Origin of the sequence: Rouxiella aceris (assembly GCF_012933545.1) — a bacterium.
Lineage (GTDB): Bacteria > Pseudomonadota > Gammaproteobacteria > Enterobacterales > Enterobacteriaceae > Rouxiella > Rouxiella aceris.
This window is the reverse complement of the sequence record NZ_JAADJU010000003.1, coordinates 123,778-148,938: the sequence shown is the minus strand read 5'-3', so window position 1 is coordinate 148,938 and position 25,161 is coordinate 123,778. Positions and strand designations below refer to the sequence as shown.

The following is a 25,161-nucleotide window of genomic DNA, read 5'->3' as shown; positions in this document are numbered from 1 at the left end:
CCCCCAAAAACACGCAATCCCATTACATCCAGTTAAAACTTATCTCATTTTGCGCAACTTTATAGCAACTATTGTTGTTTTACATCCTTTCACTCTCTATCCAATAATCGCGGTTATTACCTCTGCGCAAAAATAAGGGAACAGGATGGGATACCGTTTGAGTTTGCTGGAAAAAAGTCCACTGGATGAATACGAAGATGCCGCCGGGGCGCTAAAACGAACGCTGGAGCTGGCGAAAAAAGCCGAGCGCTGGGGCTATCACCGTTTTTGGCTGGCAGAGCATCACAATACCGACAAACTGGCGATCTCTTCCCCGGAAATCGTTATCGCCTGGATACTGGCGCACACTCATCGACTGCGTGTCGGTTCCGGTGGCGTGATGCTGCAACACTACAGCCCGTTTAAAGTGGCGGAAAATTTTAATCAACTGGCCTCGCTGGCACCCGGTCGTGTCGATCTGGGCATTGGCAAAGCCCCCGGTGGCTTGCCTCTGGCTACACATGCGCTGCAATACGCCATCGATCCGGCGTGCAAGGGCGATTTTGCCGATCAGTTGCGCCAACTGGATACCTGGCTGTCGGTGCCGGTAACGGGAGAAGGGGAAGATTCGCTGTCGGCCACGCCACAACCGCCGCAGCCCGCCTCCCGATTTCTGTTAGGGGCCAGCGAGCAAAGCGCTCGCCTGGCGGCCAGTCTTGGCTGGGACTTTGTCTTTGCCGCGCATCTTAATGCCGATAAGCGCGATATTTCCCGTGCGCTGTCTGCCTATAGCCACGACAGCAATGGTAAACGAGCGCTGCTTGCCGTGCCGGTGATCGTTGCCGAAACTCCAGCCAAAGCGGCCAGTCTGGTGGATAACAGCCAGCGTTATCGCGTCACCGACAGCAACGGCCAAAGCGTTAATGTCGCCAGTCTGCAACAGGCCGAGCTCTATATCCGCCAGTCAACTGCCGCTTCTCATCAGATAGAACAGCGGCAATCTGACGTGCTGCACGGCACCGGCGAACAGGTCCATCAGCAGTTGGAGGCGTTGCAGGCAGAATTTGGCATCGAAGAGTTTGTGATTGATACGCCGCTGACCGAGCCTCGGGCGCGTCTGCGTTCACTGGAACTGTTAGCCACCTCCAGCGTTGCCCTGGCGTGAGGAAAATACTATGAGCCAACGTATCCGTCTTGCCAATGAATCTGACGCGGCGGCACTGCACAGTTTATTGCAACAGGCCTATGCGCCGCTGGTTGCGCAGGATATCCATTTTACCATTACCCGCGCCAGCGTTGCCGAGGTGCGGGAGGTGATCCGCAGTGAAAGCACCTATGTGCTGGAAAATGAGAGTGGTTTAACCGCCACGCTGACCACCCGTTTCCCGTGGACAGTGGCAAAAAATCATCTTGCCCCCTGGCCGTTTGTGCACTGGTTCGCAGTCGCGGAACAGGCGAAAGGTCAGGGATTGGGTCGCGAGATTATCCACTATGTTGAAGAGACTTTTTTGCGTGACACGCTTAAAGCGCCAGCGGTTTATCTGGCGACGGCTATCCGCCATCCGTGGCTGACCGACCTCTACCTGCGACGCGGCTATCAACCTTTTCACACCGCCATCAATCCGCTGGGCGTTGAGCTGGTGTATCTACGCAAGATCCTCGACCGGCAAGCCTTTGCTGACCAGGAACATAAGCCAATTATCCGCCCACTTGCCGAATTACGCGCCGGTTTAACCGCATAGCCTTACCAAACCAAATAAGGAACACAAAATGAGTCAGAAAAGGCAGTTACGTCTGGGGGCGATTATTCAGGGTGCCTCGGGCAATATGTCAGCATGGCGCCATCCGGACGCAGTAGCAGATGCCAGTATCAATATCCGCTTCTGCCAGCAATTGGCGCAAAAAGCCGAGCTGGGAAAATTTGATTTCTTGTTTGTTGCCGATGGACTGTTTATCACCGAAAAATCCATACCCCATTTTCTTAACCGCTTTGAGCCGATCACCCTACTCTCCGCACTATCGCTGGTGACGCAAAAAATTGGTTTGGTGGCCACGTTGTCCACCTCTTACAGCGAGCCTTTTACCGTAGCCCGCCAGTTTGCCAGTCTCGATCACCTTAGCGGCGGCCGTGGCGGCTGGAATGTGGTGACATCGCCACTGGAAGGTTCGGCCAAGAATTTCTCCCGAGATAAACACCCAGAGCACGACGAGCGTTACCGCATCGCCAGTGAATATGTCAGCGTGGTCAAAGGATTATGGGACTCCTGGGAAGAAGATGCCTTTGTGCGCAATAAGGCCAGCGGCCAGTTTTTTGACGCTGAGAAACTGCATACCCTCAATCATCATGGCAAATATTTTTCAGTGCAGGGTCCGCTTAACGTCGGCCGTTCACCGCAGGGCCGCCCAATCGTCTTTCAGGCCGGAGCCTCGGAACAGGGCAAAGCCTTTGCCGCCGAAGCCGCTGATGCCATTTATACCCGCCAGGAAACCCCCGAACTGGCCCGCGAGTTCTATCAGGATGTCAAACGTCAGCTGCTGGCAAACGGTCGTGATGCCGAGGATATCCGCGTTTTCCAGGGGATCAGTGTGATTATTGGCGACAGCCTTAGCGACGCCGAACGGCAGTATCAGCAAACGGCAGAACTGGTGACACTGCCAAGTGCGCTGGACTATCTGGGCCGCTACTTTGAGCATTACGATTTTAGCCAGCACGACCCGGATGCCCCCTTCCCGGAGATTGGCGATCTCGGCCAGAACAGCTTTCGCAGCACTACTGACGAAATTAAACATAATGCCAAAGCGCGCGGTCTGACGCTGCGTCAGGCGGCACTGGAAGCGGCAACGCCAAGACCAACTTTTCTGGGTACAGCCAGCGATGTTGCCGATGGTCTGGAATATTGGTTTACCTCAGGAGCGACGGATGGCTTTATCGTGCGCGGCGGCACGCCAACGGCGTTTGATGACTTTGTCGACCAGGTGATCCCGCTGCTACAAGACCGGGGGTTATACCGCAGAGAATATGAAGGTCAAACGCTAAGGGAAAACCTTGGGCTACGCGAGCCGGAAAACCAGTTTGCCGCCAGGCAGAGACAGCCGGAGAAAGTGACCGCCTGAGTTGCCAAGGCAAAACTGACCATCAGTAACAGGTGCCTGGCGCACCTGTTCTGTTTTTGGCGAGCAATCAGAAATAATGTTTTTCGAGGATCGCTGCACCATCATCAATGGATTTATTAATCAACTTGACGCAGCGCTTGCTGTCCCCAGCCGCCAGAGCCAGCAGTAACTGGTCATAGTTATGTTGCCCCTGGGCCATTGGCGCAGACTGCGGGTAAAGGTAGTTAAAACAGGGACCAATTTGCACCCATAGCTGCTCAATCAACGCGGTCAACGTTGGCATGGCGGCAACATCATACAGCGCAAAACGAAACGCACGATTGGCCTGCAACGCCTGCTCGACATTATTTTCGCCTTTTGCCGCCATAAACTGCGCATTGAGCGCCTGCAATTGCGCTAATCCCTGCGGGGTGATCAGCTCACAGGCTTGCGATACGGCCAAACCTTCGAGATTTTTGCGGATCAGGGTAATTTCCTGATAACGCGCCAGCGGTATTTTCGGCACCATAAAAGCCTGTGCCGGCGTGGCATCCAGCGCCCCGGCCGATACCAGTCTCAGCAACGCTTCCCGAACCGGCGTAACGCTGGTTCCGAGTTGCTCGGCAATATCTTTGGTCACCAGACGCGCCCCCGGTTTTAATCCACCGACAATCAACGCCCCTTTCAGTTTGGCTTCGACCTGCATGGTTAAACTCACTCGCTGCGCTTTTTCCATCTCAAACATATGGCATTTTCCTTTAGCAAAATTATGGCTTTTCTTTTGCGGTTTAATCTGTAGCTTGCCAAAAATACATTATATAGGATATATCATGTATTGTGGAATTGAACATTGATTGAACGCATGTTGTTACGCATTGACTTCACTTTAATTCCGTCAAGCTTGCTGGCGGCTTCACTTTGGGAATGACCGTAGATGAGAATACCTGCATTTAAGCTGGCTTCACTGGCGCTGTTGATAAGCATCATGTCCCCGGCGGCACTGGCTTCCGAACTGGTGATCGCGCAAACCACCTCCGCCACCGCGATGGATCCCGGTTTTCTCAAGGAACCCGCCACGCTGGTGGATAACCTGTTTGATACCCTGGTATTGCGCGACAGCAATATGCAGCTGCAACCGGGACTGGCAACCCGTTGGCAAGCGTTGGATGATTCCACCTGGGAATTTACCCTGCGCCAGGGGGTCACCTTTAGCGACGGCGAACCGGTCAACGCGGCGGCGGTGAAATTCTCTATCGAGCGTATTCTCGATCCCGCCAATCATGCACCAACTATTTCCTATATCCGTACCATCAAATCGGTGGAAGTCAGCGGAGAGTATCAGGTTAAAATCCACACCAGCGGCGCCGATCCGCTGCTGCCTACGCGCATGAGTCGCTACCCAACCTATATTGTGCCGCCGGCTTACGTCACTAAAGTCGGGGCGGCGGAATTTGCCCGCAAACCTGTCGGTTCAGGTGCCTATACCTTGCAAACCTTTATACCCGATGAAAAAGTGGTGATGCAGGCCAATAGCCATTACTGGCGTGGCAAGCCCGCAATCGATACCGTCACCTGGCGGCCAATACCGGAAGCCACCGCACGCATCACCGCCTTACTGACTGGCGAAGTGCAACTGGTTGATGGTGTACCGGCAGATTTGGTGCCAGCGCTAAAAAATAAGCCAGGCATTCATCTTGAGCAGGTTAAAAACGGCGGGCTGACCATTTATCTCGGTTTGCGCAACGATCAAAAACCGTTAGATGATGTTCGCGTGCGTCAGGCACTGTCATTAGCCCTTAATCGCAATGCCTATACCCGAGATCTGTTGCATGGCTTCGGCACGCCTACCGGCACCATGGCCGGTCCGAAAGATTTTGGCTACCAGCCAATCCCGGCCGCAATCCAGGATATCGCCAAAGCCAAAGCGCTGCTGGCCGCTGCCGGCTATGCCCAAGGTTTTACCCTGCGTTTCCAGGCTCCCCGCCGCTATATCGCCAGCGCTGACGTGGCGCAGGCCATTGTCCAGGATCTGGCAGCTATTGGGGTAAAAGCCCAGCTTGAAGTCCCGGAATGGTCGGTCTATACCCAGCAGGTCGCGGCGCAGAAACAGGCACCGATATATATGCTGGCGTGGGGCTCAACCCAGACGCTGGATGCCGACGCCGCACTTTACCCCATCCTGCACTCCGGCGAACCTTATTCAACGGTCAATTCCCCTGAACTGGATGCCCTGCTTAACAGCAGCCGGGTCACGGTAGATCCAGCGAAACGGGAGAAAATTTTGCAGCAGGTGCAGGATCTGGTGGTACAGCAGCAACCGTTGATCCCGTTGTATAAGGAGGACGCACTCTATGCCAGCGCCGACAACCTCACCTTTACCGGCCGTGCAGATTCCCGTATTCCGCTGTTTGATCTGAGGCTGAAATGATTGCGCCGTTATCGGCGCTGCGAAGAAAACCCCGTCGTCGCTTTTATGGCGACGGCATTCTCGGCGGACTGTTACTGCTGATGGTGATTATTCCGGCGCTTCTGGCCCCTTGGTTGCCGTTGCCGGATCCGCTGCATAACGATCTGGCGGCGGCATTTTTACCGCCTGGCGGCAGGCACTGGCTGGGCACCGACCAATTAGGCCGTGATCTGCTATCCCGTATTTTGTCGGGGACAAGGCTATCGCTGATGGTGGTGCTGCTGGCAGCGGTGATTGCCGCCGCCATCGGCTCGCTACTCGGCATGATCGCCGGGTATCTCGGCGGCTGGCTGGATGCGCTGATTATGCGTTTAATGGATATCCAACTGGCTGTGCCCTTTATTTTGCTGATTTTACTGGTTATGGCGTTATTTGGCGCCACGCTCAGCAATATCATTTTGATCATGGGCGTGACCAGTTGGGCAATCTACGCCCGCGTGGCGCGCGCCAAAACCCTGGAGATCCGCGAGCTGGAATATATCGAAGCGGTGAAAGCCATGGGATTTTCCACGCCGCGTATTTTGCTGCGTCACGTTTTACCGAACCTGATGACCCCCCTTCTGGTGCTGCTGACACTGGATATTCCGCGGCTAATGGTGCTCGAAGCCTCGATAGGTTTTCTCGGTATGGGTATTCAGCCCCCGACACCGACCCTTGGTAATCTGATTGGCGAGGGGCGTTCCTATATGCTGCTGGCACAGTGGCTGGTGCTCTATCCCGGGCTGGCGATCGCCGCGCTGATGGTTGGCTGCAACCTGCTCGGAGATAGCCTGCTGCGAAAAACCCATACGAGGCTCGACTGATATGCTGAGTTATCTGTTACAGCGGTTGGGGCAATCGGTACTGGTGATGTTTGGCGTCTCACTGCTGATATTTTACAGCTTGCATCTGACCGGCGATCCGGCAGCAATCATGATGCCGCCTGGTTCCAGCCAGCAAGAAATCGCCAACTTTCGCCACAGCATGGGTTTTGACCGCTCGCTGATCTGGCAATACGGGCATTACCTGAACCGGGTGCTGCACGGCGATCTCGGCGAGTCGCTGCGCTACAGCCAGCCGGTAATCGGGCTGATTGCACAACGGGTTCCCGCCACGCTGTTACTCGCCATCACCGCTCTCGGCTGGAGCACGCTGGCCGGTTTATTGCTTGGAATTATCAGCGCCCTTTATCAAAACAGCCTCTGGGATCTGCTGGCACGACTGCTGGCATTCAGCGGTCAGGCGGTGCCGGTGTTCTGGCTCGGTTTACTGCTGATTATTATTTTTAGCCTCGATTTTCGCTGGCTACCATCCAGCGGCTATGGCAGTGCCAGTCAACTGGTGATGCCCGCCATCAGCCTCGGTGCCTATTATATGAGCGCCATCGCCCGCCTGATCCGTGCCAGCCTTATCGAAGTTTTGCAACAGGATTATATCCGCACCGCGCGCGCCAAAGGGCTAAGCCGCTGGCGGATCCTGGTACGCCATGGTTTACGTAATGCGCTGATCCCGGTCATCACCGTGCAGGGCATGTACTTTGCGTCGCTGCTCGGTGGCGCGCTGGTGACTGAAATTATTTTTGCCTGGCCGGGAATTGGCCGTCTTGCCGTACAGGCGATCCAAAATCGCGATTTTCCGTTGGTACAAGCCATAGTGCTGCTCGCCGCGCTGGTGTTTGTCGCTATCAACCTGATTATCGACCTGCTGTATGTCGTGCTTAACCCGAGGATACGTCTGTGACTGTATTGGTTCCCGACGAGTTGCAACCCACTCTCGACCTGCTGTCGGCAATCACCCCGTTTGTCAGCGTGGCCGGGCAGATTGACCAGCAACGTGCACTGGCCCGCTGGCTTGAAGAGTGGATCCGCCACCACCTTGCCGGGGTGTCGGTATTGCCCGTAGACCAGCAATACCACCAGGACGCGCCACCACTAGTGCATATGCGTATCGACCGCCAGGCCGCCAAAACGCTAGTGCTCTATAACATGTACGACGTGATGCCTGCCGAGGAGAATGGCTGGCAGTTGCCACCATTTACCGGTGGCGTTGGCGTATGGCCAGATGTCGGTGCGGTGTATATCGCCCGCGGTGCCGAGAACAATAAAGGCCCGCTGGCGGGGATGCTGATGGCGGTTAAATCGCTGTGTGCCAGCGATCAGCTTAATGTCAATCTGGAGATTATTCTTGAAGGCGAAGAAGAGACCGGCAGCGGACAGTTACGCCGCTATCTGGCGCAGGTGCCCTCACCGATCGCGCCCGCCGAGGCGGTATTCTTCCCTTCGCTCTGTGAATACGGCGGCGGCGAGCCGCGGGTTTATCTCGGTTTTAGCGGGCTAAGCGGCGGTCGACTGCAGGTCAACGGCGGCCACTGGGGCGGACCTGCTGCGGCCATTCATGCCAGTAATGCCAACTGGATAGCCAACCCGGTCTGGCGACTGGTGGATGCGCTGTATGCTATTGCCCCGGCAAAAGAAAGCGGCGTGATTGCCCGACAACCGATTGATCAAGCAGCCAATAGTCTGCTGACCACCCTGGCAGCGCAGTTCAGTATTGAACAGGAACTGTGCTTTCGCCGCAGTGAACAATTGGCGGTAAGCGGCGATACCCTCAGTTGCCTGCAACAACTGATCAATGGTGCAGTCGTCAATATTTCGGCTATTCGCAGCGATCCACTGGAGGCACTAGGGGTGATCCCCCACAGCGCCAGCGCCGAGTTTGCTCTGCGGGTACCGCCGGGCATCGATGGTGAAGCTATTCTGGCGGATATCCGCCAGACGCTGGCCCAGCCACAATTTGCGGGCGTCAATCTGCTGCTGGACGACAGCTATCCCGGTCACCGCTTCTCACGGCAAAGCGCTGGCGTCGAGGCGCTGCTCGCCAGCTATCGGCAACAGCAGGCCAGGCCGCAGATCTGGCCGTGGGCCCCCGGCTGCGCCCCAGCCTATGCCTTTGCTGCCATCGCACCGGCCTTTCTGATTGGCGGCCTGGGTCATGGTGGCAATGCCCACGGCATCAATGAATTTGTCACCCTGCACGGGTTGATGCGCTTTCAACACTCCATTGTCGACTGGATCCGCTTGTTCAGCGACGAAACGGCGCTGGCCGCAGCAAACTGATTGCCGTCTGGTCACACATCAACCCCGGCAAGGTTTTTAAAATAATCAGCAGGATATTTACTATGAAACAAACCGATGATTTTGAACGCGTTCCACTGGGCTTTTTCCCAACGCCGCTAGAGCCTTTACCGTCATTAAGTGCGTCGCTGGGTATCAGTCTGAATATCAAGCGCGATGACTACACCGGCTTCGGCGGCGGTGGCAATAAAGTGCGCAAGCTGGAATATCTGATGGCCGATGCCTGCCGCCAGCAGGTCAAGGTAGTGATCACCACCGGTGGCCACCAGTCCAATCATGCGCGGATGGTGGCCGCCGCAGCGCGGAAGTTTGGTATGAAACCGGTGCTGGTGCTTAGAGGCCATCAGCCAGAGGTTTATCAGGGTAATCTGTTGCTCGACAAACTTTTTGGCGCTGAGTTGGAGTTTCTCGACCCTGATGGCTATTTCACCCAGATTGAAGGGGCGATGGATGCCCACGCCGCCGCTGCGCAGGCCCGTGGCGAAAAAGCGCTGATTATCCCGTTGGGCGGCGCGACGCCATTGGGCGCACTGGGCTATGTGCGCGCCATTGAAGAAATGGATGCCCAGCTTAAACAACGCCATCAACCACCGCCGGAGGTGATAGTGGCACCGACCGGTTCTGGCGGTACCCTCGCCGGGCTGTATGTCGGCGCGCGACGTTACTGGCCTGACTGCAAGATTGTCGGCATCAGCGTCAGCGCCAAAAGTGAATGGTTCCAGACGCGCATTGCCGCCATGGCCCAGGACTGCGCAAATCTCCTTGCGTGGCCGCAAAGCTGGCAACCCGAGGATATCTGGATCGAAGACCAGTATGTCGGCAGCTCTTACGGTGTACCGTCCGCCGGAGGCATCGACGCCATTTACCGCGTTGCCAGGAGGAAGGTCTGCTATTGGATCCGGTGTATACCGGGAAGGCCATGCACGGCTTAATCAGCCTGGTACAGCAAGGCAAAATCAAGGTCGCATCGCGAGTGATTTTCGTACACTGCGGTGGCTCACCAGCGCTGTATCCCTTCGCACAAACGCTGCTGGAGCACTGAGATGAGAGAAGGTTTCCGTTATCTCAGCGAACAGGATGTGTTATCCCTCGGAGGTGACGACGCACAGGCTGCACTGGATGACGTCTGCGAGGTGATCCGTCTGATGCGTCAGCAGCAGAGCGAGATGCCGGCGGAAACGCATGTCACCCTTGGTGCGGCAGACGGAAAAGCCTATGCGCTGCCCGCGCGCGTCGGCGGACGCTTTAATGCCGCCGGGGTTAAATGGACGGCTCATCGCCCACAGACGCAAGACGGCTTGCCACAGGCGATGGCGCTGACGCTGATCAACCGGGCAGATAATGGCCTGCCCCTTGGGCTGGTGGAAAGCCGGACGTTGACGTCCACGCGTACGGCGGCAGTTACGGCGCTGGCTCTGCGCTACGCCGCACCGCGCAGAGTGCGACAGGTGCTGCTACTGGGGGCCGGTGTGCAGGCGATGGCCCATCTCGAGATGCTGCGGCAGTTGTTTCCCGATCTGCAACAAGTGAACTGGTGGTATCGCAATCCCGGCGCTTTGCCGGTTACGACCACCGATTTTCCCTGGCCGCTTGTAAAGATTGATCGGCTGGCAGATGCCCTCGACGGACAGAGTGAGGCGTTGATTACCTGTACCAGCGCCAGCGAGCCTTTGCTGGACCTCGAGGCGATGCGTCCCGGCAGACTGGTTATTCAGGTGGGTTATCACGAAGTCAGCTTTGCAGCGATCAACCGCGCCAGTCGGGTGACGGTGGATTTGTGGGGAGATTTCTGCGAGAGCAGCGCCAAAAGCCTGTTTCAGATGTATCGCGCCGGGCAGTTTTCCGCGCAGCAAGTAGATGCAGATGTCGGTAACCTGCTGATCGACGGCTGGCGGCCTGACCGCGAGGACAGTGTCTATTTTTCCTCTTTTGGTCTTAACGTATTTGATATCGCCCTGGCGTCTCGCATGTTGCAACTGGCGACCGAGCGGGGAGTTGGCACGCTTTTGCCGCTATTTCCCGCCGAACATTATGTTTCACCCGCGAAAAAGTGAGTAAATCACCCTATGTCACTGCCTGACACTGTGCCAATTATCCGCGCTGCCGATCTGTTGCAGCGCCGCAAAAACGGCGAACAATTTGCCCTGATTGATGTGCGCGAACTTGCCCAATGGCAGGAGGAAACCCTGCCCGGTGCAGTTCATCTTAATGTTTATGATTATTTTATTCCCGATAGTAATGAAGCCGGTATTAACAGCATGGCTAATGCTTTCTATCGCGCCTGGCAACGGCTGGGGATAAGTGACAGCGTCATGCCAGTGTTTTTTGAGCAACAGGTTGGTATGCGCTCGCCGCGCGGTGCCTGGTTTGCGCAATTTGCCGGGTTAACACCGAGTTTAATTCTCGATGGCGGCCTGGATGCCTGGAAACTGGCCGGTGGAGAGCTGGCACCCGGCAGCGGTGACCACGCCGAGATCAGCGCCAGTCAGCCTGACAGCACATTACCCGCACAAAGGATCCAGCGCAGCCTAAGCGCCACGCGCGCTGAAGTGCTTACCGCTGAGACTTCGGGGGCGCAGATCATCGATGCCCGTCGGCCAAGCGAATTCAGCGGTGAATTTGCCCATCCCTGTTGCCATCGCGCCGGGCGTATCCCCGGCGCGGTGCTGCTTTTTTGGGAAGATGTGGTGGTCAACGGGGCATTTCTTGCCGGTGATGAAATTCGCCGTCGCGCCGAACAGGCCGGAATAATGGCCGATCGACGGCTGATTATTTATTGCCATCGCGGTGCCCGCGCCGCCACGGTATATGCCGCTCTGCAACTGGCGGGATATGATCAGTTGGCGATTTATGTCGGCTCCTGGCACGAATGGGCCGAGCAGCAGACATTGCCACTATTAACCGGCGGCTAGCTGGCGCTACGCAGTTGCAACGCCTGAGTAATATCCGGCGCGGCGGCCAATAATTGCTGCGTATAAGGGTGCTGCGGTGTCACCAGCACGCTGCCGGTGATGCCGCTTTCCACCACCTTGCCGTGATAAAGGACCACCACGCGATCGCAGACTTGTTTTACCGCTGCCAGATCGTGACTGATAAACAGTACGGTCAAGCCCAGCTGTTTGCGCAGTTGATCCAATAAGGCCAGTATTTGTCCACGCACCGACAAATCCAGTGCCGAAACAGCTTCATCAGCCACCAGCAACTCCGGTTCGAGGGCCAGCGCGCGGGCAATAGCCACCCGTTGACGCTGTCCGCCGGAAAATGCGCCTGGAAGACGCCGGGCGTGATGCGCTTCCAGCCCGACCTGGGTCAGTAACTCTTCGACCCTTGCCTGAATTTGTCCCGGCTGGCGCAGTTTATATACCCGCAGCGGCTCGGCAATCTGCTCACCCACGGTGATTTTTGGATTGAGGCTGGCATAAGGATCCTGAAAGATGATTTGCGCCCGACGCAGCATTTTTTTCTTTGTTGCTTGACTGGCCTGCGTCAGAGAGATGCCATCAAATTCGATATCACCGCTGTCGGGGTCAATCAGGCCAATAATCGCGCGCCCGAGGGTGGTTTTTCCAGAACCGGACTCACCGATTAAACCGAGGATTTCACCAGGGTAAATATCCAGCGTGGTCGGGAACAGCACCCTTTGCCGCTGGGCAGGAAAAAAAGGCAAACTACGTCCTTGCGCATAGCTTTTAGTCAATTCGCGCAGGCGGATCAGCGGCGTATTACGGCGGCTGGCGGTCACTTCGCTGCGTACTGTGGGCTGCGAGGCGGCAATCAATTTACGGGTGTAGGCTTGCTGCGGTGTGGTCAGCAGCGACTGAACTTCCCCCTGCTCAATCAGGCTTCCCTGATGCATGACATAAGCGCGGTCGGCGTAGCGCGCCACCACGCTTAAATCATGGGTGATCAGCAAAATGCCCATATCCATCTCTTGCTGCAACTCCTGCAACAGAGAGAGGATTTGCGCCTGAATGGTGACATCCAGCGCAGTAGTCGGTTCATCGGCAATCAGTAACAACGGCTTACAGCTGATGGCGCTGGCTATCATTACTCGCTGACGCATACCGCCGGAAAGCTGATGAATAAACTGTTTCGCTCGTTGCTCTGGGTTAATGATGCCGACACGATCCAGTAAGGCAATGGCTGCGCGCTGTGCCTGTTTCCAGCTTAGTTGCCGGTGGCGGACCAGGACTTCGGCTATTTGCTCGCCGACTTTTAGCACCGGATTCATGCTGGTCATCGGCTCCTGGAAAATCATCGCCAACTTTTGCCCGCGCACAGAAGTATCAAAGGGCATTGCCGGGGCGGCAATCTGTTGGTTATCCAGCCAGATAGCCCCCTGGGTCATATTCACCCCCGGCGGCAATAGCCCCATCAGCGACAGCGAGCTCAGGGTTTTGCCGGAACCTGATTCCCCCACCAGTGCCACGATTTCCCGGCGTTTAACCTGAAAGGAGATGCGATTTACCAGCGGCATCCCTGAAGCGGTATGGATTGACAGATCCTGGATATCGAGAAGCGCGGTAGATAGGTTCACGGCAAAGCCCTGGTTAACAATCAAGCATCGAGAATATATCCTATATTCTTCAATAACAAGCCCAACAGCGGGCTGAGCTAGCTGAATTTCTTATATTTTATATCGATTTTACTGCAGAAAACTCTTTCTCACAGGGTAAAAACAGGCGTTACATCGCCATGCCATTATGCGCTTTGGTCTAAATACATAACCAGCAGATTGCCGTAAGTCATTTATTTTCACAGGTAAGCAATTATTGTGATTTTACATCGCAGCAACCAGCCATTAATAATAATTCCCAATATGTCACCAGCATACAACACCCTTCTTATTGATTTATTTGCTCTTACCTTAATGGGAAAATTATGAAAGTTGCCGTCACTGCTCTCTCAGCGTTAGCCTTGTTAGTCCTGTCGTCAGGACAATCGTTGTACGCCGCCGAACAACCACAATCCGGGGGCAGCCTCACCTGGGGGGTAGAAACCGAGCCCAATACGCTTAACCCACAGTTAAACGGGCAGTCAAAAGCGGAGCTTATCCTGCGTGTTGCCTATGAATCCCTGTTGGCCCGCAAGGCGGATGGGGCTTATATCCCCTGGCTGGCCAGCGGTTACTCCCTGTCGGCAGATGGCAAAACCTACACCTTTACCCTGCGCAATGATGTGAAGTTCTCCAATGGCGAACCCTTTAATGCCCACGCGGTGGCAGAGAACTTTCGTCACGCTCAGGATCCCGCTTATTGTGCCGGTTCCAGCATCTGCGCACTGGCCGGCCGGATTGACAGTATCGATACCCCCGATGAGCATACCCTGCGCATTAAACTGAAACAGGTGTATAGCCCGTTTCTCTCTTTTGCCGCGGGTCTCAAGCTGATTTCGCCCTCTTCCTGGAGTTCGCCGCAGCTTAAAGCCGGCGGGACAGATATCGCCGGCACCGGCCCCTTTATCCTCAAACGCTATGAGAAAGGCCAGCAGATTGAATATATCCGCAACCCGGATTATCACTGGGCATCCGCCAACGCCGGGCATCAGGGCCCTGCCTATCTCGAGAGCCTGACCTATCGCTTCCTGCCAGAGTCCTCGGTGCGCAGCGGCGCACTGCTTTCCGGCCAGGTGGATGTGATCGAAGGCATTTCCGGCAATGACGCTGGCGAATTCAAAAACAATGCTGATTTTACCTATCAGCACGCCCTTAATCCCGGCACCCCCTACTCGCTATTCCTCAACGTAAAATATGGCCCGACGCAGGAGCTGAAAGTCCGTCAGGCGCTGTTGCAGGGGCTGGATATCTCACCAATCCTGCAATCTATTTATCGAGGCGAACGGACCCGCGTCTGGGGGATCACCTCACCGGTTGATCCGCTGTATGACCCGAGCCTGAGTGGCAAATATGGCAATAATCCGACGCTGGCCAATCAGTTACTGGATGAGGCGGGCTGGAAAAACAAAGGTGCCGACGGTATCCGCAGCAAAGACGGTCAGCCGCTAAGCATCGAAATTATTCAGGCGCAGGCCACGGTGCGCGATCAGCGCGATGTACTGTTGCAGGCGCTACAGGCCCAGGCCCGGCAGCGCCTGGGGATAGAGTTGAAGATCCGTTATGTCGATTCAGGCACCTATAGTGAAGTGAGAAACAACGGCAAGTTTGGCTCGATCGCCAACTCCAATACCGATACCGACGGCATTGATATCGAAAACCATTACCTGCCCATCAACGCCGGAGGTGCCATTAACTACAGTCGCACCGATGCGCCGGAAATCCTGCCATTGCTGCAAGGGGCGGCGCAGACGCAGGATAATGCCGAACGTAAAACCTTCTACAGCCAGTTGCAGAACTTTGCAGTATGGCAGCAGGCGCTGGCGATCCCGTTGTATGAGCCGGAAGACCAGATTGCCGCGGCGAGTTATGTGCGCGGCGTCGGTTTTAGACCCTTTAAACAGATGCCTGAGAATGCCTATGACGTCTGGTTGAGCAAACATTAATTCAGCCACCATCTACTTACCGCGAGGGACAATATCATGTCGGTTGACACATTGGCTGCGCCACGGCGGCCCAAAACGAAATCGTTATGGCGATGGCAGGTCACCCGAAGGCTGTTAAGCGGTGTGCTGGTCCTTTGGGCAGCGGTCACGCTGTCTTTTATCAGCGTCTATCTGGCACCGGGGGATATTGTCAGTTTACTGATGGGGGAACAGGTACATACCGCGGCCATTGAAGCGGCTATTCGTGCCGAATGGGGGCTGGATCAACCGTTATATTTACAGTATCTGCACTATTTATGGCGGCTGTTGCACGGTGATTTTGGGCGTTCTTATCTGCTTAATAGCGACGTCAGCACGCTGGTTTTGTCACAACTGTGGCCGACGCTGAAACTGACCGGACTGGCGCTGGCAATCAGCCTGATTTTTGCCGTAGTGATGGCAGTCAGCACCGCCCATCGCCGCTGGGGTCAGCGCATCGCCGGTTCCGTTGAACTGGTGCTGGCTTCAACGCCGTCGTTCTGGCTGGGGATTGTGCTGCTGTTTGTCTTCAGCTTTACCCTGCGCTGGTTTCCGGTGGCCGGGGATCGCAGTTTTTCTTCGCTGGTGCTTCCGGCGTTGTCTCTCGGCATCTCTCAAGGTGCAGTGGTGGCGCAAGTGCTGCGCCGGGGTCTGGAAGATGCCCTCGATCAGCCTTTTGTACTGACCCTACGCGCCTGGGGTCTGGGCAATACCACTATCCGTTTGCGTCATGCGCTGCGCCATGCCGCCCTGCCGGCCATTACCCTGACCGGCTGGCTGATCGGTGGCCTGCTTAGCGGCGCGGTGATCACCGAGCAGGTATTTGGCCGTCCCGGCCTGGGTAAAATCACCGTTGATGCGGTGCTGGGCAAAGATCTGCCGGTGGTGCTGGCGGTCGCCATTTTCTCCGCGCTGGTGTATGTGGTACTGAGTACGCTGGTTGATATTCTCTATCTGTTTATCGACCCGCGTCTGCGCGATAACTCTGCGGAGGAAAACGCATGAGTTATCTCCTTGCCGCCGTTGGCTGGCAACGCCGCTTTTCCCTGGGATACTCGCTGGCAGTGGTTTTTCTGTTGCTGTTGATGCTGGCGGTGATTTTCCCCACTTGGCTGACCCCCTATGATCCGCTCAGTGCTGACCCGATTAATGCGCAGTTAGCGCCCTGTGCGGCCCACTGGCTGGGCACCGATCAGCTGGGTCGTGATGTGTTGACGCGAATTATTTATGGTAGCCGTTACTCCTTGTTGATCAGTCTGGCCGCAATGACCGTGGCGGTCAGCCTTGGTAGTTTGCTCGGCTTGCTTGCCGGTCTGTTTAAAGGTCCGCTGGATGAGTTAATCGGCCGCGCCGTCGATGTGGTCTCGGCCTTCCCCGATCTGCTGCTGGCCCTGATGCTGATTGCCTTTACCGGCCCTGGCACCATCAATCTGATTTTTGCCCTTGGCGTGGCTTCTGTGCCGCGTTTTACCCGCGTGGTCAGAGCACAAACTTTTGTAGTGATGTCCTCGGGTTATGTCGAACAGGCACGCACTTTCGGCCTTAAACGCCACATTTTGGTGTGGCGCCACGTGCTTCCTCATGCCATTGCCCAGGTTCCGATACTGGCCACCCTTGGACTGGGTACGGCGATTATTGGTACCGCCGGGTTAAGTTTTCTCGGTATGGGACCGCAGCCGCCGACCGCGGAATGGGGGCTGATGCTGGCCGAAGGCCGCAATTATCTGCGTAACGCCTGGTGGATTGGCGTCTGGCCGGGTATTGCCATCACGCTGACGGTGGTGGCGGTCAATACCCTTGGCCGTTACTGGCAGGCGACCTTTGAAGGAAAACAGCCATGAGCAACGCACTTTTTATTGATATTCGTAACCTGTCGATCCATTTCCCTGCTGCGGATGGCGAAAAAACTGCGGTCAGCGGCCTTAATCTGCAGCTCAGACGTGGTGAATCTATTGCATTGGTCGGCGAATCTGGCTCGGGCAAAACGGTAACGGCGCGCTGCCTGCTGGGGTTGCAGGATGCAAAAGCGCGTATCACCGCCGACCGTTTTATGATTGACGGCGAGGATATGCTCGCCGCCAACCAGGGCCGCTGGCGCAAAATTCGCGGTAGTCAGATTGGCTATGTATTGCAGGATGCGCTGGTCTCCCTCGATCCCTTGCGGCAGGTCGGGCAACAGCTGCATGATGCGCTAACCGCCAATTTCGCGGCGCAGGCAGCTTTGCCTGATCGACAGAGCGTAAAAAATCGCACCCTGGCGCTGCTTAAATCCGTTGGCATTGCCGATGCGGAAAAGCGGCTGACTGCCTACCCGCATCAGCTCTCCGGCGGGCTACGCCAGCGGGTGCTGATCGCTACGGCCCTGGCGGCCAATCCGACGCTGCTGATCGCCGATGAACCGACGACGGCGCTGGATATGACAGTGCAAAAACAGATCCTCGATTTGCTGCAACAGCGGCGGGATCGGGGTGAAAGCCTGCTGCTGATCAGTCATGATTTGGCGGTAGTCGGCCAACTGGCGGATCGTATTCTGGTGATGCATCAGGGCAAAGTGGTGGAAGAAGGCACGGCAGAAAAACTGCTGCACGCCCCGGAACATCCTTATAGCCAGCAACTGCTGGCAGCGGTACCCAGCCCGGCGACTCGCGGGTTGAAGCTGTCCGGCCAACGCGGCACACCGCTACCGGCAAAAAATATCTCGCGGTCTGTACCTGTGCTGGAAGCCAGTAATCTGTGTAAAGACTATGCCGATAAAAGGGTAGTCAACCACGTCAGTTTTACACTCTGCGCCGGTGAAACTCTGGGGGTTGTCGGTGAATCTGGTTCAGGCAAAACCACAGTGGCGCGCATGGTGCTCGGACTGACCGAACCCCATTCCGGCACTATTACCATTCAGGGGCAGCGCTGGAGCCAGCAACCGGAATCCCGACGTCGGCTGCAGCGCCGGGGGATTCAGTTAATTGCCCAGGATCCCCTTAGCTCCTTTGACCCGCGTTACAACGTCGAGAAAATCATCGGCGAAAGTCTGGACAGCGTGGGCATTTTTGGCGATGAGCGCAAAAAACGCATCCGTCAGTTACTTGAGGAAGTGCAGTTGGGTGCGGCTTTTCTGCAGCGCTATCCCCGTGACTTATCCGGCGGGCAGCGCCAGCGCATAGCCATTGCTCGCGCTTTTGCCCCTAACCCGGCGTTGCTGGTTGCCGATGAGCCAGTTAGCGCCCTCGATGTTTCCATTCAGGCGCAGGTGCTGGATTTACTGGCGGAAATGCAGGCGGAACACCGCACGGCGCTGCTGTTTATCTCCCACGATTTAGGGGTCGTGCATCATCTGGCGGATCGGGTAGTAGTGATGAAAGATGGCAGTGTGGTAGAGCACGGCGAGGTGGATGATGTTTTCCATCGCCCGGCCCATGCCTGGACCCGGCAGTTGATCCAGGCGTTGCCGTTAATGGCTGTTCAGCAACAGCATCTAGCGCGGCGGTAAGGTCGTGCGCCTGCCTGTCATCGCCCACTAACCGGCACCGTTGCCAACATAAAATGCGCTATTTATTTGCCAATTCAAATGTAAATCAAGTTGTTAGACCTTGGTGCTTGATCTCTGGTGCAGATAGTGCTTTTTATGTATTTAAATAATTTTAAGAATTACGGTTTCTACAACTCTCCTCAAGATCACTGTTGATTATGCTGTTTGCACTGTCCCCCGGGACCACGGTGAGCTCAAGGTGTGCGGGCAAACCGAATATGGCAAACCACAGCAGGTCATCAGATGAAGCGGATCGACAAAATTTATGCATGGATGTTTGAGCGTAGCGGCCAGATGGCGTGGGGATCGGTTTGCCAGAGAGGCGGATTCACAACCCAGGAGATCGCCGAAGAGTTAGCCATTTTACGCAATAACGTCAGCTTCGAGTTAAACAACCTGCTGCGCGCCGAGCGGATCATCAAGGTTAAAGGACGACCGGTCGGCTATTTGCCAAAAGCCAGTGTCGAACACTGGCTCGGCGTTAGCCTGTCACGGGTGGAGTACGATAGTCTCGAGGTGCTTACTGCACTGGCCCCGCAAAACCTACAACCCATTGCGGCAAGCCCGACGCCCGCTGCAACCGGCGCGGTCAATAATCCCTTTCACAGCCTGATTGGCGCCGATGGCAGCCTGAAAAATCAGGTCGAGCAAGCCAAGGCGGCGGTACTCTATCCCCCTTCCGGGTTACATACGCTGATCACCGGACAGACCGGGGTCGGTAAAAGTATGTTCGCCTCGGTGATGTTTAATTACGCTCGCTTTGCCGGTCGTTTTGCCGAACAGACACCCTTTATTATTTTTAACTGCGCAGATTACGCCATGAACCCGCAGTTACTGATGGCGCATATCTTTGGCTATGTAAAAGGGGCCTTTACCGGCGCGGATAGCGATAAAAGCGGGCTATTGCAAAAAGCCAATGGCGGGATGTTGTTCCTTGATGAGATCCATCGCTTGCCGCCGGAAGGGCAAGAGATGATATTTTATTTTATGGATACCGGTACTTACAGCCGCCTGGGGGAGACCGAGCGCAAGCAGACCGCTAACGTACTCTTGACCGGTGCCACTACCGAAGATCCAGAATCGTCGCTGCTTAAAACCTTTGTGCGCCGTATCCCGATTATTATCAACCTTCCCTCCTTTGAAGAGCGCACCACCCAGGAAAAAATCGAGCTACTGAAGTTCTTATTGAATAAAGAAGCCCACCGCATTCAAAAGCCGATTAAGATTGATGCCGAAGCAATGAAAGCGCTGATGGGCAATACGGCTTTTGGCAATATCGGGCAGATGAAATCCAATGTGCAGCTGGTCTGCGCCAACGGCTTTTTGCATTGTCTGCATCAGGATATTATTGATATTACTTTTCGTGATTTACCGGGCGAGATTAAAGATGGATTTTTCCATCTCAGCGGCCGCCGCGATGTGATGCAGCAAATTACCGACCGCCTGGAACCTTTTCTGCTGGTGCGTCCGGAAGATATCTCTCCTGCGCTGCAAGAGGCCGATCAGTACGAACCCTCTTTTAACCTCTACAGCATTATTGAAGGCAAAGTGGCCTTTATGCAGGAACGCGGCCTTTCCCAGCAAGAGATCATCCGCTTTATCACCCTGGATATTAATATTCATCTCAACAGCTTTTACCTGAAATTTCAAAACAGCAACAAGTTACAGGAAAACATTCTCAAACTGGTCAATGAGGACATTCTGCGCTTTGCCCAGCAAATGAAAGAACTCACCGAGCGGGAGCTGAATCAACGGCTGACCGAGCGTTTTTTACTGGCGTTCAGTTTGCATTTGACCGCCTTTCTGGAACGGATCAAAAACCACCATCCGCTTTCCTATGCCAATATCGATGACGCCCTCGAGGGCCGCGCCCGTGAACATAGCGTGGCGCTGGCGCTTAAGCAGCAGATTGAAGAGAAATTTGCCATTAACGTGCCGGATATGGAAGTGATCTATCTGACCCTGCTGATTGGCTCCCTGCTGAAAACCCAGCAAGAGGAACGGGTGGCGGTGCTGGTGGCGATGCACGGTAGCAGCACCGCCAGCTCGATGGCCAATGTGGCGCATAAACTGCTGGGCGAAGGCAATATCGACAGTATTGATATGCCGCTGGATCTCAGTCCGAAACTGGTTCTCGACCAGATGCGTCAACGTATTAAAGAACTGGATCGCGGCAAAGGGGTACTGCTGCTGGTGGATATGGGGTCGCTGCTGGGGTTTGGCGATATCATTATGCAGGAGACCGGTATTCCGGTACGCACCTTGACCATGGTATCCACACCGACGGTGATTGAGGCGGTAAGAAAGTCGGCGGTGATGGGCATGGAGCTGGACGATATTTACTTTTCGCTGTGTGATTTTAAAGGCTATGGCAGCTACCAGAAAACCACCCAACAGCAAGACACCTCGCAACTATGCCAAAAGATAAAAGCGATTCTCAGCGTTTGCTCCACCGGACAGGGCACCGCCGAAAAACTGAAAGTCTTTGTCGATGGCATGCTGCAGAGTATGGGACGCAGCGATGTCAATGTGATTGCCATGCCACTGGGCGAAGTGGATAACCAACGCGAAAGCCTGCTTAAACGCTATGATTTTATTATGTCGCTGGGGATTGCCGACCCTAAAATCGACGTGCCCTTTCTGCCACTGGAAGCGCTGTTCTCCAGCGATGGTGAAGCGCAGTTTACTTTACTGGTACAGGGCAATCATTTGTATCAGCCGCTGGTACGTCCCCATGCCATGGTGCGCAAGATCAGCGAAGAGAGTATGAACGAGTTTCTGACCTACCTGAACCCGAAAAAAGTGGTCGATCTGGTGCTGGAATTTATCAGTGAGCTGGAAAGTGTTGAGGGACATCCCTTTGATAACGGCATGAAGGTCAGTCTCTGTGTGCATATTGGCACCGCCCTTGAGCGTATGGTGCAACATAACGGTCTGACCTATAGCGGGACATTAAGCGACGCCGATCAACTTAAGCTGGGTGTTTATCAGCGTATTGCCCACTCTTTCCAGAAAAAGCTGGCAATTACCCTGGATGACGATGAACTGAGCTGCATTTTGGAAATGGTCAAGGAATTATCAATGCGCTCTATTGAACCTCAGGATGAATTATTGTGATATTAATCTCATAATTAATTATCCGTTGTCGATTATTTTATTTTAACGTGATCGCCATCACTTAATACCTCACTTCCGCACGAACAAATAATCAACAAATAGCTTCAGCCACCCGGAGTGTATTAATGATAATAAATTAATACACTCCGTCTTGCGCATTTCAATCCATCCGCAGCAGTGTATCAATACATAATACACTGAATATTTCTAAAAAATAATTTTCGGCCACCATCCCGCATTTCACAAGCCCTCCAGCCTTACACCATTTTTAATACAGTAAATTGGCACAGCCCTTGCTCTGTTATTAGCAATAGCAATACCTGTTGATCAGTGGCGAAAAAATCATCCCAACATTAATCAGGTCTACAACCAAAAATATTAGAAAAGGAATCTACGGCGATGAATACAGCAATCATCATTGCGACTCACGGTGCAGCGGCACAACCTCTTTTAGATACCACCCAGATGATTGTCGGCCATCAGGAGAATGTCTGTGCCATCTCTTTTTTTCCCGGCGAGAACGTCGATAGCCTGGTAACAAAATTTGAACAGGCCGTCCAGCAAATGGATCTGCGCGATGGCCTGATGTTTTTGGTCGATATCTATGCGGGCAGTCCATTCAATGCCGCAAGTTTGCTGGCGATAAAAAAAGAAAACTGGGACGTGGTCACGGGGGTCAATGTTCCGATGCTGGTTAATGTGTTTTTGGAGCGGGAGGGTACGGAGGATTTCGATCAGCTGATTGAAATTTCGAAAGATATGGCAAGAGAAGGCGTTAAGTCACTCAAGCAAAGTTTAAAAAATAATAATGCCGAAGAGGAACTTTAATGAACATTTTATTAGCTCGCATTGACGACCGTTTTATTCATGGCCAGGTCGTCACGCGTTGGGTTAAAGAGTACCCCGCTGAGCGCCTGATTGTGGTCTCGGATGCCGTAGCCGCAGATGAGTTACGTAAATCACTGCTGATTTCCGTTGCCCCTTCAAGCATGACCGCCAATGTGGTGTCGGTAGAAAAAATGATCAAGGCCTACCACAGCCCACGCTACGAAGGCGTCAGTGCCTTTTTACTGTTTGAAAAACCGCGTGATGTACTGCGACTGATTGAAGGCGGGGTCAAGATTGACAGCGTCAACGTCGGCGGCATGCGCTTTGAAAACGATCGCGAGCAGGTGACCAAGTCCGTCAGCGTCACGGCAGATGATATCGCGGCGTTCAAGGCATTACAGGCATTGGGTATCCGGCAGGAATTGCGCCAGTTACCTTCAGATTCTGCGGTCGATTTTATGACTAAGCTGAAATAACCGAGGACATTATGACTACGTTGCAAATTGTATTATTACTGCTGATTGCCGCCATTACCGGCATGGGCAGTGTGCTTGATGAAGGCCAGACTCACCGTCCGCTGGTGGCCTGTAGCCTGGTAGGTTGGGTGCTGGGTGATATTACCACCGGTGTCATTCTCGGCGGTACTCTGGAAATGATGGCGCTGGGCTGGATGAACGTCGGTCTGGCCATGGCCCCTGATACCGCTATTGCCTCGGTGATCTCGACCATTCTGGTGATTAATACCCATCAGGGCGTAGGGGAAGGTATTGCCATTGCCGTGGCGTTAGCCGCCGCCGGACAGGCACTGACCATTTTTGTGCGCACGACTACGGTGTTTTTGATCCACCGCGCCGACGCTTACGCGGAAGCGGGCAATATGCGGGGCATTGAGATAATGCATATTACCGCCCTGTGCTTCCAGGCGCTGCGCGTGATGATCCCGACCTTTGTCGTCGTGATGATGAGCGTCGATTCCGTGCAGGTAATGTTAAACGGTATTCCTTCCGTGGTAACCCATGGCCTGCAAATCGGCGGTGGCATTATTGTGGTGGTGGGGTATGCGATGGTTATCAATATGATGAGCGTTAAATATCTGATGCCGTTCTTCTTTGCCGGTTTCCTGATGGCGGCATTTACCAGCTTTAACCTGGTAGGTCTCGGCGGTATGGGGTTAGTGGGTGCCTTGTTGTATATGCAACTTAATCCGAAATACCAACCGAAAGCCGCCGTTGCCGCCCCTGCTGGTGCTCACAGCCAGGTTGCAGTAAATGACGAAGATGACTTGGACGCATAATGAAGGATAATCTGATGACTACGCAATCCGTTAGCTCGAATGAAAAAAAGCTTACCAAAGGCGATATTTTTAATATGTTCATTCGCTCAAATTTCCTGTTGGGTTCATTTAACTTCGAACGTGTACAGGCAATGGGCTACTGTTTCATTATGATCCCGGCCATTAAACGTTTATATGGCCCAGGCGCAGAACGTAATGAAGCGCTGAAACGCCACCTGGAATGGTTTAATACCCAACCTTTTTGCAGCGCGCCTATTTTAGGGGTTACCGGGGCGATGGAAGAAGAAAAAGCCAATGGTGCCAATATTGATGGCAGCAGTATCAGCGGCGTAAAAGTCGGCTTGATGGGACCTTTTGCCGGCGTCGGCGACCCGATTTTCTGGGGTACTATTCGCCCGGTACTGGCGGCGTTAGGGGCCTCACTGGCACTTAATGGCAGTATCCTCGGTCCGCTGTTTTTCTTTCTGGCATTTAACGCCATCCGCTTGCCGGTAAAATATTTTGGTCTGAAATATGGCTACGAGAAAGGACGTGAAATATTGGCCGATCTCGGCGGCAATCGTATTCAGAAACTGACTGAATCCGCCTCAATCCTTGGGCTATTTATTATGGGGGCGCTGGTCTGTAAATGGACCACTATTAATGTACCTATTGTGGTTTCGCGTATTACCGGTGCCGATGGCCAGGTGGTCGTGACTACCGTACAGGGTATATTAAATCAGCTATTACCGGGCATGTTACCGCTGCTGCTGACGCTGTTTGTCGCCAAACTGCTGCGTAAAAAAGTCAATGCGCTGCTGATGATTATGGTGATATTTGTTATCGGTATCTTTGGTTATTGGGCCGGTTTCCTGGCGTAAATAATCCTAAGGGGGGAAAACAGGTGACTGTTTTCCCCTTTTCTGTTTGAACAGGCTTAACGGGTTGCCTTCATCTGCAAGATAACAGACGCCCCCCTGACCTTAATCTCCCCTCCCCGCATAACCATCGCACCACTATCCTCTTGGCCTGATACTGGCCAATAAACAGCTTGCATTGCCTACCACAGTTGACCCTCCTACCGCTCTGGCAAGCAATAGGCCCCGACGTGGTGGGTAATGAAATCAGCGCTATCTCTGCCACAACACTGGATTGCTATCAATCACCCTGTTGTAACAATTTAAGGGTAATAAAGACCCTTTAAAAAAATAAAAATTTAATGCTGCCAAAGATATTGAATGCGATATTAGCG

18 protein-coding genes and 2 pseudogenes are annotated in these 25,161 nt (G+C 54.3%); 18 read left to right on the top strand and 2 right to left on the bottom strand.

Features of this window, described 5'->3' with window-relative positions; all coding sequences use genetic code 11:
- The first annotated feature begins 145 nt into the window (after positions 1-145).
- The 3 genes from GW590_RS06695 to GW590_RS06685 are packed head-to-tail and all read left to right on the top strand — an operon-like array spanning position 146 to position 3,093.
- Positions 146-1,144 carry an LLM class flavin-dependent oxidoreductase gene (locus tag GW590_RS06695; RefSeq protein ID WP_169402254.1) on the top strand — a complete coding sequence of 333 codons (999 nt, stop codon included), beginning with the start codon at positions 146-148 and terminating at the stop codon, positions 1,142-1,144.
- Between the two features lie 10 nt (positions 1,145-1,154).
- Complete coding sequence (locus tag GW590_RS06690; RefSeq protein ID WP_169402253.1) at positions 1,155-1,721, top strand: GNAT family N-acetyltransferase; 567 nt, start codon at positions 1,155-1,157, stop codon at positions 1,719-1,721.
- A gap of 28 nt (positions 1,722-1,749) precedes the next feature.
- Positions 1,750-3,093 carry an LLM class flavin-dependent oxidoreductase gene (locus GW590_RS06685; RefSeq protein ID WP_169402252.1) on the top strand — a complete coding sequence of 448 codons (1,344 nt, stop codon included), beginning with the start codon at positions 1,750-1,752 and terminating at the stop codon, positions 3,091-3,093.
- 67 nt (positions 3,094-3,160) lie between these two features.
- Here GW590_RS06685 and GW590_RS06680 read toward each other — a convergent pair whose 3' ends face one another.
- Positions 3,161-3,817, bottom strand: coding sequence for a GntR family transcriptional regulator (locus GW590_RS06680; RefSeq protein WP_169402251.1), 657 nt, complete (start codon positions 3,815-3,817; stop codon positions 3,161-3,163).
- Positions 3,818-4,006: 189 nt separating this feature from the next.
- On the opposite strand from GW590_RS06680, the gene GW590_RS06675 reads away from it, so the two are divergent.
- The 7 genes and pseudogenes from GW590_RS06675 to GW590_RS06645 all read left to right on the top strand — a co-directional run bounded on the left by GW590_RS06675 (position 4,007) and on the right by GW590_RS06645 (position 11,564).
- On the top strand, positions 4,007-5,500 hold the full coding sequence (locus tag GW590_RS06675; RefSeq protein ID WP_169402250.1) for an ABC transporter substrate-binding protein: 1,494 nt from the start codon (positions 4,007-4,009) through the stop codon (positions 5,498-5,500).
- Positions 5,497-6,342 carry an ABC transporter permease gene (locus GW590_RS06670; protein ID WP_169402249.1) on the top strand — a complete coding sequence of 282 codons (846 nt, stop codon included), beginning with the start codon at positions 5,497-5,499 and terminating at the stop codon, positions 6,340-6,342. Before GW590_RS06675 ends, GW590_RS06670 begins: the two co-directional genes overlap by 4 nt.
- Position 6,343: 1 nt before the next feature.
- Positions 6,344-7,258, top strand: a complete 915-nt coding sequence (locus GW590_RS06665; protein ID WP_169402248.1) for an ABC transporter permease — start codon at positions 6,344-6,346, stop codon at positions 7,256-7,258.
- Positions 7,255-8,634, top strand: coding sequence for a M20/M25/M40 family metallo-hydrolase (locus tag GW590_RS06660; protein WP_169402247.1), 1,380 nt, complete (start codon positions 7,255-7,257; stop codon positions 8,632-8,634). Before GW590_RS06665 ends, GW590_RS06660 begins: the two co-directional genes overlap by 4 nt.
- Positions 8,635-8,696: 62 nt before the next feature.
- Positions 8,697-9,694, top strand: a pseudogene (locus GW590_RS06655) (1-aminocyclopropane-1-carboxylate deaminase/D-cysteine desulfhydrase).
- A gap of 1 nt (position 9,695) precedes the next feature.
- The gene (locus tag GW590_RS06650; protein WP_169402246.1) at positions 9,696-10,706 is read left to right on the top strand and encodes an ornithine cyclodeaminase; all 1,011 of its coding nucleotides are present in this window, start codon (positions 9,696-9,698) and stop codon (positions 10,704-10,706) included.
- A 12-nt stretch (positions 10,707-10,718) separates the two neighbouring features.
- Positions 10,719-11,564: a sulfurtransferase gene (locus GW590_RS06645; protein ID WP_169402245.1), complete on the top strand. Its 846-nt coding sequence runs from the start codon at positions 10,719-10,721 to the stop codon at positions 11,562-11,564.
- Here GW590_RS06645 and GW590_RS06640 read toward each other — a convergent pair.
- A complete protein-coding gene (locus tag GW590_RS06640) occupies positions 11,561-13,189 on the bottom strand; it encodes a dipeptide ABC transporter ATP-binding protein (protein ID WP_408014913.1) in 1,629 nt (542 codons plus the stop codon). The two genes, GW590_RS06645 and GW590_RS06640, sit on opposite strands and share 4 nt — an antisense overlap.
- Positions 13,190-13,533: 344 nt before the next feature.
- Here GW590_RS06640 and GW590_RS06635 point away from each other — a divergent pair, with 344 nt between their 5' ends.
- From GW590_RS06635 to GW590_RS06595, 8 genes and pseudogenes are all read left to right on the top strand, one after another.
- Positions 13,534-15,150, top strand: a complete 1,617-nt coding sequence (locus tag GW590_RS06635; protein ID WP_169402244.1) for an ABC transporter substrate-binding protein — start codon at positions 13,534-13,536, stop codon at positions 15,148-15,150.
- 36 nt (positions 15,151-15,186) lie between these two features.
- Entirely contained in the window at positions 15,187-16,173 is a 987-nt protein-coding gene (locus tag GW590_RS06630) for an ABC transporter permease (RefSeq protein ID WP_169402243.1), read from the top strand.
- Positions 16,170-17,009 carry an ABC transporter permease gene (locus GW590_RS06625; RefSeq protein WP_169402242.1) on the top strand — a complete coding sequence of 280 codons (840 nt, stop codon included), beginning with the start codon at positions 16,170-16,172 and terminating at the stop codon, positions 17,007-17,009. The genes GW590_RS06630 and GW590_RS06625 overlap by 4 nt, the downstream gene beginning before the upstream one ends.
- Positions 17,006-18,652, top strand: a complete 1,647-nt coding sequence (locus tag GW590_RS06620; protein ID WP_169402241.1) for a dipeptide ABC transporter ATP-binding protein — start codon at positions 17,006-17,008, stop codon at positions 18,650-18,652. Before GW590_RS06625 ends, GW590_RS06620 begins: the two co-directional genes overlap by 4 nt.
- A 282-nt stretch (positions 18,653-18,934) precedes the next feature.
- Positions 18,935-21,808, top strand: coding sequence for a sigma-54-dependent transcriptional regulator (locus tag GW590_RS06615; protein WP_169402240.1), 2,874 nt, complete (start codon positions 18,935-18,937; stop codon positions 21,806-21,808).
- Between the two features lie 399 nt (positions 21,809-22,207).
- Positions 22,208-23,112: pseudogene (locus GW590_RS24510) on the top strand (mannose/fructose/sorbose PTS transporter subunit IIB).
- A gap of 11 nt (positions 23,113-23,123) precedes the next feature.
- Complete coding sequence (locus GW590_RS06600) at positions 23,124-23,930, top strand: PTS mannose/fructose/sorbose transporter subunit IIC (RefSeq protein WP_169402237.1); 807 nt, start codon at positions 23,124-23,126, stop codon at positions 23,928-23,930.
- Positions 23,931-23,944: 14 nt separating this feature from the next.
- Positions 23,945-24,790: a mannose/fructose/sorbose PTS transporter subunit IID gene (locus GW590_RS06595; protein WP_169402236.1), complete on the top strand. Its 846-nt coding sequence runs from the start codon at positions 23,945-23,947 to the stop codon at positions 24,788-24,790.
- Positions 24,791-25,161 lie beyond the last annotated feature (371 nt).

Coding starts and splice junctions, on each gene's coding strand:
- GW590_RS06695 (WP_169402254.1), top strand. CDS start 146: ATGGGATACCGTTTGAGTTTGCTGGAAAAAAGTCCACTGGATGAATAC.
- GW590_RS06690 (WP_169402253.1), top strand. CDS start 1,155: ATGAGCCAACGTATCCGTCTTGCCAATGAATCTGACGCGGCGGCACTG.
- GW590_RS06685 (WP_169402252.1), top strand. CDS start 1,750: ATGAGTCAGAAAAGGCAGTTACGTCTGGGGGCGATTATTCAGGGTGCC.
- GW590_RS06680 (WP_169402251.1), bottom strand. CDS start 3,817: ATGTTTGAGATGGAAAAAGCGCAGCGAGTGAGTTTAACCATGCAGGTC.
- GW590_RS06675 (WP_169402250.1), top strand. CDS start 4,007: ATGAGAATACCTGCATTTAAGCTGGCTTCACTGGCGCTGTTGATAAGC.
- GW590_RS06670 (WP_169402249.1), top strand. CDS start 5,497: ATGATTGCGCCGTTATCGGCGCTGCGAAGAAAACCCCGTCGTCGCTTT.
- GW590_RS06665 (WP_169402248.1), top strand. CDS start 6,344: ATGCTGAGTTATCTGTTACAGCGGTTGGGGCAATCGGTACTGGTGATG.
- GW590_RS06650 (WP_169402246.1), top strand. CDS start 9,696: ATGAGAGAAGGTTTCCGTTATCTCAGCGAACAGGATGTGTTATCCCTC.
- GW590_RS06645 (WP_169402245.1), top strand. CDS start 10,719: ATGTCACTGCCTGACACTGTGCCAATTATCCGCGCTGCCGATCTGTTG.
- GW590_RS06635 (WP_169402244.1), top strand. CDS start 13,534: ATGAAAGTTGCCGTCACTGCTCTCTCAGCGTTAGCCTTGTTAGTCCTG.
- GW590_RS06630 (WP_169402243.1), top strand. CDS start 15,187: ATGTCGGTTGACACATTGGCTGCGCCACGGCGGCCCAAAACGAAATCG.
- GW590_RS06625 (WP_169402242.1), top strand. CDS start 16,170: ATGAGTTATCTCCTTGCCGCCGTTGGCTGGCAACGCCGCTTTTCCCTG.
- GW590_RS06620 (WP_169402241.1), top strand. CDS start 17,006: ATGAGCAACGCACTTTTTATTGATATTCGTAACCTGTCGATCCATTTC.
- GW590_RS06615 (WP_169402240.1), top strand. CDS start 18,935: ATGAAGCGGATCGACAAAATTTATGCATGGATGTTTGAGCGTAGCGGC.
- GW590_RS06600 (WP_169402237.1), top strand. CDS start 23,124: ATGACTACGTTGCAAATTGTATTATTACTGCTGATTGCCGCCATTACC.
- GW590_RS06595 (WP_169402236.1), top strand. CDS start 23,945: ATGACTACGCAATCCGTTAGCTCGAATGAAAAAAAGCTTACCAAAGGC.